The 14,741-nt window shown below is 71.2% G+C and carries 11 protein-coding genes; 5 read left to right on the plus strand and 6 right to left on the minus strand.

What is annotated here, in order from left to right:
- Positions 1-80: 80 nt before the first annotated feature.
- Both AB0M63_RS41845 and AB0M63_RS41850 read right to left on the minus strand, forming a co-directional pair.
- Positions 81-1,703 carry a S53 family peptidase gene (locus AB0M63_RS41845; RefSeq protein ID WP_366023076.1) on the minus strand — a complete coding sequence of 541 codons (1,623 nt, stop codon included), beginning with the start codon at positions 1,701-1,703 and terminating at the stop codon, positions 81-83.
- Between the two features lie 118 nt (positions 1,704-1,821).
- Positions 1,822-4,725, minus strand: coding sequence for an AAA family ATPase (locus tag AB0M63_RS41850; RefSeq protein ID WP_366023077.1), 2,904 nt, complete (start codon positions 4,723-4,725; stop codon positions 1,822-1,824).
- A gap of 234 nt (positions 4,726-4,959) precedes the next feature.
- Here AB0M63_RS41850 and AB0M63_RS41855 point away from each other — a divergent pair, with 234 nt between their 5' ends.
- The gene (locus AB0M63_RS41855; RefSeq protein ID WP_366023078.1) at positions 4,960-6,567 is read left to right on the plus strand and encodes an amidohydrolase; all 1,608 of its coding nucleotides are present in this window, start codon (positions 4,960-4,962) and stop codon (positions 6,565-6,567) included.
- Positions 6,568-6,581: 14 nt separating this feature from the next.
- Here AB0M63_RS41855 and AB0M63_RS41860 read toward each other — a convergent pair whose 3' ends face one another.
- From AB0M63_RS41860 to AB0M63_RS41875, 4 genes are all read right to left on the minus strand, one after another.
- Positions 6,582-7,247, minus strand: coding sequence for a YceI family protein (locus AB0M63_RS41860; protein ID WP_355902921.1), 666 nt, complete (start codon positions 7,245-7,247; stop codon positions 6,582-6,584).
- 158 nt (positions 7,248-7,405) lie between these two features.
- Complete coding sequence (locus AB0M63_RS41865; protein WP_366023079.1) at positions 7,406-8,179, minus strand: polysaccharide deacetylase family protein; 774 nt, start codon at positions 8,177-8,179, stop codon at positions 7,406-7,408.
- A gap of 130 nt (positions 8,180-8,309) precedes the next feature.
- The gene (locus AB0M63_RS41870; protein WP_366023080.1) at positions 8,310-9,533 is read right to left on the minus strand and encodes a cytochrome P450; all 1,224 of its coding nucleotides are present in this window, start codon (positions 9,531-9,533) and stop codon (positions 8,310-8,312) included.
- A gap of 157 nt (positions 9,534-9,690) precedes the next feature.
- Positions 9,691-10,878: a cytochrome P450 gene (locus AB0M63_RS41875; protein WP_366023081.1), complete on the minus strand. Its 1,188-nt coding sequence runs from the start codon at positions 10,876-10,878 to the stop codon at positions 9,691-9,693.
- 273 nt (positions 10,879-11,151) lie between these two features.
- Between AB0M63_RS41875 and AB0M63_RS41880 the strand changes: the two genes are divergently transcribed.
- The 4 genes from AB0M63_RS41880 to AB0M63_RS41895 all read left to right on the plus strand — a co-directional run bounded on the left by AB0M63_RS41880 (position 11,152) and on the right by AB0M63_RS41895 (position 14,738).
- Positions 11,152-11,922, plus strand: a complete 771-nt coding sequence (locus AB0M63_RS41880) for a DUF899 family protein (protein WP_366023082.1) — start codon at positions 11,152-11,154, stop codon at positions 11,920-11,922.
- Between the two features lie 79 nt (positions 11,923-12,001).
- Positions 12,002-13,483 carry a cytosine permease gene (locus tag AB0M63_RS41885; protein ID WP_355902911.1) on the plus strand — a complete coding sequence of 494 codons (1,482 nt, stop codon included), beginning with the start codon at positions 12,002-12,004 and terminating at the stop codon, positions 13,481-13,483.
- A complete protein-coding gene (locus AB0M63_RS41890; RefSeq protein WP_366023083.1) occupies positions 13,480-14,034 on the plus strand; it encodes an isochorismatase family protein in 555 nt (184 codons plus the stop codon). The genes AB0M63_RS41885 and AB0M63_RS41890 overlap by 4 nt, the downstream gene beginning before the upstream one ends.
- Positions 14,031-14,738, plus strand: coding sequence for a GntR family transcriptional regulator (locus AB0M63_RS41895; protein ID WP_366023084.1), 708 nt, complete (start codon positions 14,031-14,033; stop codon positions 14,736-14,738). The genes AB0M63_RS41890 and AB0M63_RS41895 overlap by 4 nt, the downstream gene beginning before the upstream one ends.
- The last annotated feature ends 3 nt before the right edge of the window (positions 14,739-14,741 follow it).

Genomic DNA, 14,741 nt, shown 5'->3' on the forward strand with positions numbered 1-14,741 from the left:
GCGGCGCCGGGCAGCAGCACCGACATGCCCACGATGGCGACCGGCACTTGACGGTCCGTCATGCCGGACATGTCCGGTGGTCAGCCGAGCAGCTTGGTCGCCAGGGTCGCCGCGTTGTACGAGCCCCAGCCGGTGGTGAAGTCCCAGCCGCTGGCGGCGGAGTAGGCGCCGTTGCTGCCGCTGGTGATGTCGTGGAAGCCGGTGCCGTTCGCCGTGTAGAGCGCGGGGTTGGCGAAGCCGAGGTTGGCCTTGCCGGCCGCCGCGGCCTGCTGGTTGTAGAGCGCGCCGAAGGCCGCCCACTCGGGCGCGGCGGCGCTGGTGCCGCCGACCGTGCCCCAGCTGCCCTGCGAGTAGATCGAGACACCGGGGCTCGGGTTCGCGAGCGCCGACACGTCCGGGACCTGGCGGTAGCCGCCGCCCGCGCTCTTCTGCACCGCGGTCTGCCAGCTCGGGATCTTGAAGACGGAGGACTTGCCGCCGCCACCGTCCGACCAGGCCGTCTCCTTGCTCCACGCGTTGGCGGAGGTCACGGTCAGCGTCGTGCCGCCGACGCCGGTGACGTACGGGTCGGCGGCCGGGTAGTCGACGGTGGTGGTGCCGTCGCCCGCGTCGTCCGAGCCGTCGTCGCCGGAGGCCGCGTAGAAGCCGAGGCCCTCGGCCGCGCCCGCCTTGAACACGGCGTCCACGGCGTTGATGTTGGAGGTGGTGCGCTGGCTCTCGGAGGCACCCCAGCTGATCGAGGTGGTCGGGATGCCGCTGTCGACGATGGCCTGGTAGGTGTCGACCTCACCCGCGTCGGAGTTGGGACCCTCGAAGACGGTGACGTTCGCCTTGGGGGCGATCGCGTGCAGGACCTCGATGTCCAGCTCCACCTCGACCTGACCGTCACCGAGCGCGCCGGAACCGCCGTCCACCTTCGACACGGTCGGAGTGGGCGAACCCAGGCTGTAGTTGGTGTCGTACTTGGTGATGTTGGACTGCTGGAAGCCGTCGAACTCCAGCAGCGCGATCTTCTGTCCGCTGCCGGTGTACGTCCCGGAGACGTTGTAGCCGCCCTTGATCTGTGCCGGGGTGTAGCCGCCGCCGGGCCCGTTGTGCGGGTTGACCTTGGCGGACCCCTGGTGGTGGAGCTGGGCGCGGTTGTTGAGGCCGGTGACGTCGCTGACGAGGCCGGCGATGCCGGTCGGCAGGGTCGGCGCGGTCTCGTTGGCGTAGAACGCCCGGCCCGACTTGGCGTCCTTCCAGGTCGACAGCTTGGTGCCGAAGGCCTTCTCCAACTGGGCCGCGGTACCGCTGGCGTCGACCAGCAGGTTCCCCGAGTGGACGGTGCCGACGGTGAGCCCCTGGGCGCGCAGATACTCCTTGACCTGCTTGACCTCCGCGTCGGTCCGGCCGAACCGGGCCGCGAACTGGGCCTTCGTCAGATAGTGGCCGTACGAACTCGACCGCGGATTACTGACGTTGGCCACGAAGGTGTCGAGTGCCTTGTCGTCTCTGGGCGTCAGGCTGATGGCCACCGATATCCGCTTGCTCGCGGAGACCGCGCCGGTGCGGGCCGCGTCGTGGGTCAGGCCCTTGAGGACATCTCCCGTGATGGCGGCGCGAGTCGTGTGCGGCTGGGCGGCGGCGTAGGCACTGGGGACGGCGGCGGCGAGCAGGGCCGGTACGGCGACCAGGCCGACCAGTTTCAGGCGTGACGTCACTGGGGTCCTCCGAGGAGTGGGGGGTTGCTGTCCCGGAAGCGGAACTGCTTCACCGTAGGAACATCAGCCCCACCCGCATAAGCGGGGGAACCCTTGCATCACGTGTTAACGGGACGTGTCAGGTGACGCGTCGACCCGGCTGACCGACCGTCACAGTCTGGGCCGTGGGCCGCTGTTGGTCGTCGTCGACGACGCTGACGGCCGCCGCTCCGGAGGCGATGACGGCGACCGCCATCGCGTGGGCGAGCGCGGTGCGCGAGCGGACGCCGACCTTGCGGTAGACCCGAGAGAGGGTGCCCTCGACCGTCTTGACGCTGATGAACAGCTCTGCCGCGACTTCCCTGTTGGTGGCCCCGCCGCCGACCAGCTCGGCGATCCGCGCCTCGGTGGGCGTGAGTTCGGGCCGCCCCTCACCGTCCCGGTCGCCGGCCTCCAGCCGGGCCAGCTCCTCGCCGGCTCGCGCCGCCAGCGGCAGGGCGCCGATGCGCGTCGCCGTCTCCAGCGCCTCGCCGAGAGCGGTCCGCGCCGCGTTCCGGTGCCGGGCCCGGCGTTCGACGGCGCCGAGCGCGATCAGGGTGCGCACCAGGTCCACGGGCAACGGGAGTTGACGCAGCCGGTCCACGGCGACCCGCAGCCGTACCGCTCCCTCCTTCGCCCGGCCGAGACCCGCCTCGCGCAGTCCCTCCGCCCGTTCCAGAGCGGCCAGTACGCTGCCGGGCGCGTCGTCGGACAGCAGGGCGCGGGCCTCGTCGAGCACGGCCCCGGCCGCGTCCGTCTCGCCCAGCACGACCAGGGCCTCGGCCAGATCGCTGTACCAGTGCAGCAGGGGAGGATCGGCGGCGGACATGGCCGCGCCGAGTTCCTTCACCCGGAGCAGCGCCTCGACCGCCGCCGCGGCTCCGCGCGGGTCGCCGACCAGCAGCTCGGCCTGGCCCAGCACCGCCAGCGCGCGCAGCAGGAACAACTGGTCGCCGTCCGCCTCCGAGGCCCGCACCGCTTGCTCGGCGAGTCGCCGGGCCTCGTCGGCGGTGCCGCCGACGGTCGCCGCGAGCGCCGCCGCGTACAGCGCCGGAGCGGCCTGTACGCCGGTCTCGGCCACGGCGCGAGAGCAGCGGGCGGCGGTGCGCAGCGCCTCCTGGCAGTGCCCGGCGCGCACCTGGATACGGGTCAGCGCGACCAGGGTCGCCATGACCTCCTCGACCCCGGCGAACTCCCCTGTCTCCGCGAGGAGTTCGGATACGCGCTCACGTGCCTCGGTGACCTTGTCGGAGTCCAGGGCGAGGATCGCCCGCATCCGGATCAGTCCCCAGCTCTCGGGTCCGGCACCGGCGCCACCGGCCAGGGCGAGGGCTTCCTCCAACGCGACGTCGGCGGCGACCGGTTCGCCGCCCAGCGAGCGCACCCGGGCGAGGGTGGCGAGCGCACCGACGCGGGTGTCGGTGTCACCGGCCACGGCCGCCTGCCGGGCGGCGCGCCGGGCATGCCGGGCCGCGTCCGCCAACTCCCCGCACAGCAGGCCGCGTACCGCCGCCCAGTGATGCAGCCAGGCCTCGGCCTCCGGGTCCCCGGCCGCGTCCCGCAGCCCCTCCTCGATCAGGGCCTGCGCTCCCTGCAACGCCTGCCCGGCGTTGCGCAGCAGGACCAGCCGGGCCCGCACCCGCTGCCGCGCGGAGCCCGCCCCGGCGAGCACCGTCTCGGCCGCCTGCCCGGCCTCCTCCAACTGCCCCGCGTCACAGGCGTATTCGGCCGCCGCCAACAGCCGGTCGGCGTGCTCGGCGCGACGGTCGCCGGGAGTGTGCCGGGCCGCGAGCCCGGCCAGTTCGAAGGCGGCGTCGGGCGAGCCGCCGCGCCGGGCGGACTCGGCCGCCGACATGAGGGTGCGGGCCGTGGTCTCGTCCTCGTACGGGCGGGCGAGAGCCAGGTGCCGCGCCCGCTCCACCGGCTCGGTGACCGCACGGGCCAGCAGGGCGTGCGCCTGGCGGCGGCGGTACTCCGGAGCGTCGGCGTGGACGGCGGCACGGATCAGCGGATGCCGGAAACGTACGGTCCCGTCGGCGTCGGCCGCTGCGACCCCGAGCCGTTCGGCCGCTGCGAGGTCCGAGGCGGCGTCGTGGAACCCGGCGGCACGCAGCACGGTGAGACTGGGACGGGCGGCGACGCTCGCGACGAGGAGGGCACGGCGCGCGGACTCCGGCAGCCTCCGCACCTCGTCCAGCAGCGGGGCGCACAGCCTGCGAGGCACGGGCAGCGTCCGGCCGAAGCCGACCGGCGCTCCGTCGCGCGGGGCCGCCCGCCCCAACTCCAGTGCGTACCAAGGGTTTCCGGCGGCGATGTCCTGGACGGCCCGCAGGACCGCCGGCGGCAGCTCGGCGCCGAGGGAGGTGCGCAGGAGGTGTGCCACCTCGTCGTCCGTCAGGGGCGGCACGGGCAGTTCGACGGTGCCGGGCGGACAGCAGCGCGCACGTTCGGGCTGCTCGCCTTCGGCCACCCGCTCGGCGGCCACCACCTGTATGTCGAGGCCCTCGATCCGTCGTACGGCGAAGGTGAGCACTTCTGCGGTCGGCCCGTCGAGCCAGTGGAGGCCGTCGAGGACGAGGAGCACCGGACCGGCGGCGGCGAGGGCACGCAGCACGTCGAGGACGGCGACGCGCACCGAGAGCCGGCTCCGGTCGTCGTCCGGCTGTTCGCCGCGCAGCAGGGCGGCCCGCAGCGCGGCCCGGGGTTCGGGCGCCAGAGCCTCCAGCAAGCTGCCCGGCACCCGCGCGAACAGGTCGACGAGGCCCGCGTACGGGAGTTGGGCGTCTTCCTCGGCGGGCGAGCACCGCAACACCGTTCCGGACGGCTGGACTTGAGCCCCGGAGGATTCGACGAGGTCGGCCACGACCACGGACTTGCCGATCCCCACAGGGCCGTACAGAAGCACTCCATGACGGACCGTCAATTCGGCCCGGGCGGTGTCGAGCAGCTCGCAGCGCCCGGTCAACGGCCGTACTTCCACGGCGCGTCCAGTGTCCCCAGGCATCTCGGCATGTGTTCATGACAACCGTTGCGGAATCGCCTTGTCAATGAGGATCGCCGGGAGGCGCGTATGGGAGGCTACCCGGCCCGGCGTGTCGGACGATTGGCGCATGATCTCTATTTGAGTCGCTATACGTGACGTGTTTCCTGCTCCACGGGCCGCCATGAATGCGTGAATCAGCAGATGGGCCGTACAAAAGCCTAGTCAGCGGAAGCCGTGCGGAAGTGGGAGAGAACGATGACTGATCATGCAGCCGATCTGGTGATCCGGGCCGAAGCCATCCACACGCTGGTGCCCGACCAGGCACCGCAGCGGGCGCTGGCCGTACGGGGCGACCGCATCGTGGCCCTCTCGTCCGACCCGAACGGCCTCGACCACTGGGTGAGCGCGCGCACCACGGTGCGTGACCTGCCCGGCGCCACGGTGCTGCCGGCCTTCGACGACACCCACACCCACCTGATCCTCGCCGCGCACGGCGCGCATGACGTTCCCGTCCACCAGGCCCACGACATCCCCGAGTTCCTGGACCTGATCCGCGAGCGCGCCAAGGTGACCCCCGAGGGCGAGTGGATCCGCACCACCACCAACTGGCAGGAGCTCAACCTGGCCGAGCGCCGCATGCCCACCGCGGCCGAACTCGACCGGGCCACCGACCGGCACCCGGTCCTCGTCAAGCGCGGAGGCCACAACGACGTCGTCAACAGCTACGCGCTGCGCCTGGCTGGGATCACCGAGGACACCCCCGTACCGCCGGGCGGTGTCATCGGCCGCGACGCCGACGGCAGGCTCGACGGGCGGCTGATCGACAACGCCATGGGCTTCGTTGAGCGGCTGGTCCCGAGCCAGGACCGGGCGCGGCGCATCGACGGACTGCGCCTGGCGAGCGCCCAGTACGCCGCCACCGGCATCGGCACCGTGCGCGACTGCATGGTCTCGCCGGCCGACTACGACCTCCTCCGGGCCGCCCGCGAGGAGGGTGCCCTCAACGTTCGTGTCCGGGCCCTGATCTCGGCGCTCGGCATGACCAGCGCGGCCCAGGTGGAGGACCTCCTCGACGTCATGGAGGAGTGGCGGTACGACTCCGACCCCATGCTGCGGGTGTGGGGCGTGAAGTTCGGGCTCGACGGCGGTCTGGAGGCCGGTGCCACCGAGGAGCCGTACGTCTGTGACCACGCCTTCTCCGGCACCCTGATCTGGGAGCCCGACGCGCTGGTCGAGGCCGTCGAGGCCGTGGTCCGCCGTGGCTGGCGGGTCGGCACCCATGCCTACGGGGACCGTGCGGTCCGCACCCTCCTGGACGTCTACGAGCGCGTCCTCGCCCGCAACCCCGGACTGCCCGCCGGCTCGCTGGTGATGGAGCACGGCGGCCTGGCCGGCCCCGAACAGCGCGCCCGCGCCGTCGAGTTGGGCATCCCCGTCACCATCCAGCAGCCGCTGCTGCACGACACCGCCGAGGTGGAGGAGGGTTTCTGGGGCCCGGAGCGCGTCGCCCGGCTCTTCCCCGCCCGCGGCTGGATCGACCTGGGCGCCGAGGTCAGCGCCGGATCGGACTTCCCCGTCGGCCAGTTCGGCGCCATGCGCTCGGTGTGGGGCATGACCACCCGCCAGACCGTCATCGGAGTCAAGGGCCCCGAGCACGCCATCGCCTACGACGAGGCCGTCACCCTGCACACCGCCAACGCCGCCCGCCTGAGCGGCGATCAGGACCTGCGCGGAACCCTCGCACCGGGCCGGCTCGCCGACCTCACCGTGTGGGACCAGGACCCCGCGCGCTGCTCCGACGAGGTCCTGCGCGATCTGAATCCCACCCACACGATCGTCGGCGGCCGGCTCGTCACCCCGTAGGGGAAAGCGTTCCGTCAGCCGGTCGGCAGCGTCCGTATCGCGGCGATGTCGAACTGGAGACGCACCTTCTCGCTCACCATCGCACCGCCTTCGGCCAGCCGAGAGTTGTAGGTCAGCCCCCAGTCGGAGCGGTCGATGGTGGTGGTCCCGTCGAAGCCCACGCGCTCGACGCCGAACGGATCGGTGACATGGCCGATGTAGGTGAGTTCCAGGACGACGGGACGGGTCGTCTCCTTGATGGTGAGGTCGCCGAGCATGCGGTAGACATCGTTTCCCGCCATTTGCACCGCGGTGCTCGCGAACCGCATACGCGGGAAGTTGGCGGAGTCCAGGAAGTCACGGCCGACCAAGTGTCCGTCGCGTTGTTCCACACCGGTGTCGACACTGCCGGTCGACACCACTATCTCGGCCCGCGAACGGGCCGGGTCGCGGCCGTCGAAGTAGAGCCGGCTTTTGTATTCGGTGAAAGACCCGCGCACGGTCGTCACCATGGCGTGCCGGACGGAGAATCCGATCCGGCTGTGCGCGGGGTCGATCATCCACTCTCCGGTCAGCGCTGCCAGGGCGGGATCGGGCCGGCCGGAGGGGGAGGAGGGGAACGCCGGTGGGGCGGCGGGGTTTTGCGGAGCTGCGGGGGGTGCCGAGCGGCGGAGGGGCGCAGCGCGGGTGAACAGGTTCATGCTTCACGTAGTTACTGCACGGGTGAAATCGCCGCAAGCCTTCATGGTGAACCGACAGCAGCGCGAATGGGCACTGACACGGTTAAATGCCGCGACCTCACAGGCCGTTGCCACATTTCTCACACATATTCGTCACCCGAAAAGCAGTGACCGTCATTTCAGCGCACCGGGAACCCGAACGAATAACCCTGCTGCTTCAGCCACGGCAGGATCTCGCGCAGGGCGGCCACGGTCTGGGAGCGGTCGCCGCCGGCGTCGTGGAACAGGATGGTCGGCCCGTTGGACAGTTCGGACTTGACGGTGGCGATGATGGCGTCGGTGCCGGGGAGTTCGAAGTCCTTGGAGTCGACGTTCCAGCCCAGCGGGCGCATCCCCTGCGAGGCGGCAAGGTGCCGGCTGTAGGGCGTGAAGGCGCCGCCCGGTGCCCGGTAGTACTGCGGCCGCACACCGCCGGACGCCTTGGTGATCATGCTCGCGGCGTTCAGGATCTCCTGCGACTGGTAGGACTCGGACTTCTTGTCCATGGTGGTGTCGTGCGAGACCGTGTGGTCGCACAGCCGGTGCCCGGCCGCGACGACCGCCTTGACCAGGTCCGGGTGGGCCTCGGCCTGTGTGCCCACCATGCAGAAGGTGGCCTTCACGCCGTTCTCGCGCAGCACTTGGAGCACCTCGGGCGTCCAGGTCGGGTCTGGGCCGTCGTCGATGGTGATGTTGACGCCCCGCGCACCCTTGTCGGAGGCGTGCACGATCTCCTCCGACACGGTCGCGATCCGCGCCGGCGCCGAACTGGAGGCGCCGGGACGGGCGTTGTGCTGCCCGTCGACGATTCCGGCCTGCGCGGTCCACACAGAGGTGGCCGCCGCCACCGCCGTCACCCCGACCGCCGCCGCGAGTACCCGCCCGTACCATCCCCGCCCGCCATGCCGCGCCATGTCCGCCCTGTTCCCTGTGCTGTTGTCCGGTCGCTTGCATTCGTCAGGACGGGATAAACGAGCGGACGGATCCCTCTGTTACGGATCACGGACAATTTCGCGGGAGTTCCGGGACGGAAGTTGACGTTGGTCACCGCAGGGCGAGCAGGCCGCGGAAGTTCTCCGGGATCGGAGCGAAGCGCAGCGCCATCCTGAGGTCCTCCGGACGGTCCACAGCCAGGCGATAGCGGGTGCACAACAAGTGGCACAGGCCCATCAGTTGGACGGTGCCGATGTTCGCGCCGACGCATTTCTTGGGCGCCCAGCCGAACGGCACATAACAGGTACGGTCCGCCGGCCCGTGCGGCGCGCCCGGCAGGAAACGGTCCGGATCGAAGACGTCCGGCCGCTCCCACACCCGCTCGTCACGGTGGATCAGATGCGGGCTCAGCAGATACCAATCGCCGGGCTCCAGTCGGGTCCTGCCGAAGTCGAAGGGGAACTTGCTGCGCCGGACCAGCAGCAGCGGCGGGCTCCACAGCCGCAGCACCTCCTTCACGAACCGGTGCGTCACCGGGGCGGCGTGCGTCGGTGCCGTACGGAACTCCACCGGGTCCACCGCGCCCAGTTCCTCGGTGAGCCGCCGCTGCCACTCGGGATGCCGGGCGAACTCATACAGCAGACTCGCCGCGGCGGCGCCCGGCGGCCCGCCGATGGCGGTGAGGACCGTGGTCACCACGTCCAGCGCGCGGTCCATGCCCAGTTGGGGCAGCATGTCGACGAACGGGTCGGTGAGATCCCGCTCCCGCTGCCGCCTGCCGTGCGCGCGCTGTCGCAGCACCCTGCGCACGACGAGCCCGGATCGCACCTGCACGGCGATGAACCGCAGATGGTGCCAAAACCCCGCCGGAGTGGGCGAGATGAGCCGTAGCAGTTTCATCTCCAGGTCCCGGCGGACCAGATCCTCCTCGCCCGGGGTGAGGCCCGACAGCGCGACCGGCAGCATGGACCGCAACGCCACGTCCTGGGTGAGCATCACCAGGTCGACGTCGTCGCCGAGCCGCTCGTCGATGATCCGCTCCATGCGGTCGATCAGGGCGCCGTGCTGCTCCGCGGTCGCCAGCGAGTGCAACTGGGTCAGCCAGGCCGAACGGACCTGGCTCCACGGCACCTCGGGACTGCGCCGCCGCCGCACCATGTCGATCAGCCGGTCGTGCATGACGTACCGGTGCCAGTTGGTGGCGCTGACCCGCCGCGCCGCCTCCGGCTCGAACACGCCGAGCCGGGTGTCGTCGACCCAGAAGATCCCGTCCTCGGCCGCGCTGCGCCTCCTTATGGAGTGCAGGAAGTCCTCGGGGTGCTGCGGGGTGGTCATGGTGAACGTTCCCCTCGTGGGGCGCGGGGAGCCGGCCGCTCGGTGGTTCCCCGCGCCGGGCCGGTCAGATGTGGTGGTAGATGTACCAGAACAGCCCGTACGAGCCTCGGACGTTGAGGACGGACTTCGCCTTGAGATACAGGGCGTGCATGCGCGTTCACCTCCTTCCGGGACAGTCGGAGCGATCGGTCAGCACCGCCGTGAAGCGCGGCGGAGCGAGCGCCGGGCCCACCTGAGGACCGGCGCCGTCATGGGGGGTGACCGACAACCGCCGGTCACGGGTGACGAGTTCTACGAGGTCTTCGAGCAGCCGCATGGTGACGGTCGCTCCGGCACAGGTGTGCGGCCCGTGCCCGAACGGGAGATACGCGCCGTCCGGCACGGCCGAGGCCCAGCGCTCCGGCACGAACTCGTCCGGCCGCTCCCAGTACCCGGGATGCCGGTGCACGAGATAGGTGCAGACGGCGAGTTGATCGCGCGGGGCCACCTCTGTCCCGCCCAGCTCCTGCACCTGGCTCGGGGTCCGCGCGAACAACCACGCCACCGGCCACAGCCGCAGCGCCTCCCGCACCGTCCAACTCGGCTCCGCGGCAAGGCGATCGGGATGTGTGCCGAGCAGATACACCGACCAGCCGAGCGCGAACCCGACCGAGCCGACGGCGGCGAACAGGAAGGAGAGGAACACCTCGGCGAGATCCTTCGGGTCCGACCCCGGCCCGCTCTCGTCCACGACGACGTCGAGCAGGTCGCGAGGCTCGTGCGCGACGCCGAACCCCCGCTGCCTGGAACGGATTTCGGTGTGCAGCACGTTCAGCGCTCGACGCCGGAAGAGCAGCCGGGACACCGGCGAGTGACGGCGCCGCGCGCCGGCCAGGACCGCGCGATGGACGATCTGCTCGACGGTGGAGTGCAGTTGGGGCGGCGCGTCCGGGTGCAGCAGGACGTCCCGCAGATGCCGGAACACGAGCAGGTTCCCGGCGTCCGGCCAGACACTGCTGGGGGAGAGGAGTTCGGTCACCAGGTCGGGTAACTCCCGCCGCCGTAGGTCCAGATGACGGCGCATCAGGGCGCGGGCCGCGCGCCCGATCCGGATCTGTGCCGCACGCGGCCCGAAGTCGCCGTGCCGGGTCCGGTAGAAGTCGGATGCCTCGGCGACCACCGCGTCCCGGTTGCCGAGCACCGCCCGGGCGGACTCCGGCCCGGCCACACAGACCATCCCCGAGGCGGAGCGCCACACGTCGTGAACACCGTCGAACTCCGCGCTCAGCAGGGCCAACGGGTCACGGCCGCGGGAGAGGATTCCGCGGGGAGCGCGGGCTGGTTCGCCCTTCCCCTCACGTGTCACGGACGGCTCCATGGTGCCTCCTCCGAACCAACGGCAGCGGTACACCTGGCGCGGTACGCGTGACGCCCCGGCCGATGGGAACAGCCTCCGGACGGCAAGGTGGTCTGTCGCCCGCTGTGCCGGTGAGCGGAACAGGGCGCGGGCGCCGCGATGAGTTTCGGTCGGCTCGCGAGTCAGTACTCGGTGACCGTCGTAGGACTGCGACAGGACGTCGTACGACGCTGCCCGCCACGAGAGACCACAAGAGACCACGAGAGAGCACGGAGGTCCCCCATGACGACCGCTCCCCATGACGCGAGCAAGCCGCCGATCGTAGATCTGGCCACCTGGGAGGCGGAGCGCGAGAAGCTGCTGCTCCGCGAGAAGGCGCACACCCATGAGGGTGACGCGATCGCCGCGGCCCGGCGGCGGCTGCCGATGGTCGAGCTCGACGGGACGGTCGAGGTCACCGGCGCCGACGGACCGGTACCGTTCCTCGACCTGTTCCAGGGGCGCGACGAACTAGTGGTGTACCAGCACATGTGGCACGACGGCGCGCCCCACCAGGGCCAGTGCGAGGGCTGCACCACCACGGCCTGGCACATGAAGGACGCCGTCTACCTCAACGCCCGGGGCGTCTCCTACGCCGTCGTGACCACGGGTGCGTGGGACGAGGTGGCTTCCTATGTGGAGTTCATGGGATACACGGAGCCCTGGTACTCGGTACGGGGCGTGCCAGCGCCGATCGGCGGCGGAATGGGACACATCGTCTCCTTCCTGCGTGACGGCGACCGTGTGTTCCTCACCTACTCCACGACGGGCCGCGGCAACGAGCCGGTCAACGGCTCCCTCGCGCTGCTCGACATGACGCCCTACGGTCGCGGCGAGGCGTGGGAGGACAAGCCCGAGAGCTACCCGCCCGAGGAGCGCCCGGCTTGCTGGTACTGGCGCTCGGACGCCGACGGCGTCGCCACCTGGGGTCCGACCAGCCGCCCCGTCCCGCAGTGGACCCGCCCCGGCGCGACCCCCGTGGACACCCTGGGCCGGCACGGCGACTGCCACTGACGGACCCCTTGTCCGCCCTTGACGCCCGTCACCACCCCACCTAGCCTCGGCTGAACACGTCTAGACAGGTAGGTCGACGATGGCGGACTCCCGGACTTCCCAGTCCCGGCAACTTCAGGTCGAGACACACGGCCTCGACGTGATCGGCGACGCCGAGCGCAAAGGCACCCCGCGCACCCTTTTTTGGCCCTGGTTCGGAGCCAATGTCTCGATCCTGGGCCTTAGCTACGGTGCCTTCGCGCTCGGCTTCGGGATCTCCTTCTGGCAGGCGCTGGTCGCGGGCGTGATCGGGATCGTCTTCTCGTTCCTGCTCTGCGGGTTCATCGCGGTCGCCGGCAAGCGCGGCTCCGCGCCGACGATGGTCCTCAGCCGCGCCGCCTACGGCGTGCGCGGCAACCGCCTGCCTTCGGTGATCTCCTGGGTCCTCACCGTCGGCTGGGAGACCGTCCTCACCGCCCTCGCGACCATGGCCACCGCGACCGTCCTCGACCGGCTCAGCTGGGGCGGCGGCACGGGGACCAAGGTGGTCGCGCTGATCGTGGTCGGCGCGCTGACCGTCATCGGCGGAGTCATGGGCTTCGACCTGATCATGCGGCTCCAGACGGTGATCACCGTGGTGACCGGCGTGCTCACCGTCGTCTACATCGCGCTCGTCGCCGACCACATCCACTGGAGCACGGTCAGCGCCCTGCCGGCGGGCTCCGCCCAGGAGTTCATCGGCGCGCTGGTCTTCATGATGACCGGCTTCGGCCTGGGCTGGGTCAACGCGGCGGCCGACTACTCCCGCTATCTGCCCCGTAGTTCGTCCAGCAGAGGCGTGATCGGCTGGACCACCTTCGGGGCCTCCGTCGCCCCGCTGCTCCTGCTCGTCTTCGGTCTGCTCCTCGCCGGTTCCTCCAGCACGCTCAACAAGGCGGTCGCCGCCGACCCGATCGGCGCGCTGACGACGATCCTGCCCACCTGGTTCCTGGTCCCGTTCGCCGTCGTCGCGGTGCTCGGCCTGGTCGGCGGCGCGGTCCTCGACATCTACTCCTCGGGGCTGGCCCTCCTGTCGGCCGGCCTGCGGGTGCCGCGCTATCTCGCCGCGCTCGTCGACGGCGTCCTGATGATCGCGGGCTCCATCTACATCGTGTTCTTCGCCGACGACTTCCTCGGCCAGTTCATGGGCTTCCTCACCACCCTCGGCGTCCCCATCGCCGCCTGGTGCGGCATCATGCTCGCCGACCTCGCCCTGCGCCGCCGCGACTACGACGAGGGCGACCTCTTCCGCCCGGCCGGCCGCTACGGCGACATCCAGCCCGTACCCCTCGTGCTCACCCTCGCGGCCACCGCGATCGGCTGGGGCCTGGTCACCAACACGGCGGCGAGCTGGCTGACTTGGCAGGGCTATCTGCTCGACCCGTTCGGCCTCGGCGGCAAGTCCGGCGCCTGGGCCTACGCCAACCTCGGCGTCCTGGCCGCCCTCGCCCTCGGCTTCCTCGGCACCCTCGCCCTGGGCCGTGCCCGAGTCCGGCGCCAGGAGGAACAGGCCGCGAGCCCGGAGGCGGTGGCCGCCGTATGACCACCGCATTCGGGCACCTGGCCGTCATCGACATGCAGCGGGTCTTCGCCGAACCCGACAGCCCGTGGGCCACCCCCCGCTTCGAACAGGCCGCGGCAGGCGTACGACGGCTGCTGCCGGCCTTCGGGGAACGTGTCACCTTCACCCGCTTCCTGGCCCCCGCCAAACCCGAGGGCGCCTGGCAGGCCTACTACGACCAGTGGCCCTTCGCCCTCCAGCCACCGGACGCCCCGCTCTGGCGGCTGACCGACGAATTCGCCGTGCGGGCACGGCACTTGGTGGACGCGTCCACCTTCGGCAAGTGGACCCCGGAACTCGCCGAACGCGTCGCCCCCACCGGCCGGCTCGTCCTCGCCGGCGTCAGCACCGACTGCTGCGTCCTGTCCACGGCACTCGCCGCCGCCGACGCCGGAGCCGAGGTCCTGGTCGTCGCCGAGGCCTGCGCCGGTGTCGACGACGACTCCCACGCCAAGGCGCTGCACCTCATGGACCTCTACCGCCCGCTGATCCGGGTGGCCACCGTCGCCGAGGCGGTCGGGGAGGCCTCGTGACCGGCGTCCGACTCAAACACCAGCACATCAGCGAGGTCCTCGCCAAGGAGATCCGCAGCGGCCACCGCCCCGCAGGCGAGCAACTCCCCGGCGAACACACGCTGGCCCAACGCTTCGGCGTCAGCCGTACGACGGTCCGCGCGGCCCTCGCCGAACTCAGCGAGGCCGGACTGATCGCCACCCGCACCGGCAAGGGCTCCTACGTCCTCTTCGACGGCCGCCCTCTGGACGACCACCTCGGCTGGGCCCACGCGTTGGCCACCCAGGGCATCGACACGAGGGTCCGGACCCTCGCGGTCGACGCGCGGCGGGACGAGCACCTCGCCCGTGAACTCGCCCTGAATGCATCCGAGTTCGTGTGCGTGGAGCGGATACGGGAACTGGTCGCGGACGCGGTCGTGGTGTCGTACGAACGCAGCTTCCTGCCGCCCGTGCCCGGAGTACGGGAGCTGCCGACGCGCGGCCTGGACCAGGAGTCGCTGACCGATGTGATGCTGCGGGCCGGACTGCGGCCCGACCACGGCGAACAGCGGGTGAGCGGGCGGCGGATCGGCCGGCGGGAGGCGGAGCTGCTGCGCCGCGAACCGGGTGACTGGTTCCTCGACACGCGGCGGACCAGCCGGGCGGCCGACGGCTCCCTCGTCGAACATGTCGTGAGCCTCCTGGACCCCGACCACTTCCAACTGACCCTAGCCTTCGGCTGAACC

Origin of the sequence: Streptomyces sp. NPDC051576 (assembly GCF_040681835.1) — a bacterium.
GTDB lineage: Bacteria > Actinomycetota > Actinomycetes > Streptomycetales > Streptomycetaceae > Streptomyces.

Bases quoted from the DNA above. Each gene is read 5' to 3' on its own strand.
- AB0M63_RS41850 (WP_366023077.1), bottom strand. From the start codon at position 4,725: ATGCCTGGGGACACTGGACGCGCCGTGGAAGTACGGCCGTTGACCGGG.
- AB0M63_RS41855 (WP_366023078.1), top strand. From the start codon at position 4,960: ATGACTGATCATGCAGCCGATCTGGTGATCCGGGCCGAAGCCATCCAC.
- AB0M63_RS41860 (WP_355902921.1), bottom strand. From the start codon at position 7,247: ATGAACCTGTTCACCCGCGCTGCGCCCCTCCGCCGCTCGGCACCCCCC.
- AB0M63_RS41865 (WP_366023079.1), bottom strand. From the start codon at position 8,179: ATGGCGCGGCATGGCGGGCGGGGATGGTACGGGCGGGTACTCGCGGCG.
- AB0M63_RS41870 (WP_366023080.1), bottom strand. From the start codon at position 9,533: ATGACCACCCCGCAGCACCCCGAGGACTTCCTGCACTCCATAAGGAGG.
- AB0M63_RS41880 (WP_366023082.1), top strand. From the start codon at position 11,152: ATGACGACCGCTCCCCATGACGCGAGCAAGCCGCCGATCGTAGATCTG.
- AB0M63_RS41885 (WP_355902911.1), top strand. From the start codon at position 12,002: ATGGCGGACTCCCGGACTTCCCAGTCCCGGCAACTTCAGGTCGAGACA.
- AB0M63_RS41890 (WP_366023083.1), top strand. From the start codon at position 13,480: ATGACCACCGCATTCGGGCACCTGGCCGTCATCGACATGCAGCGGGTC.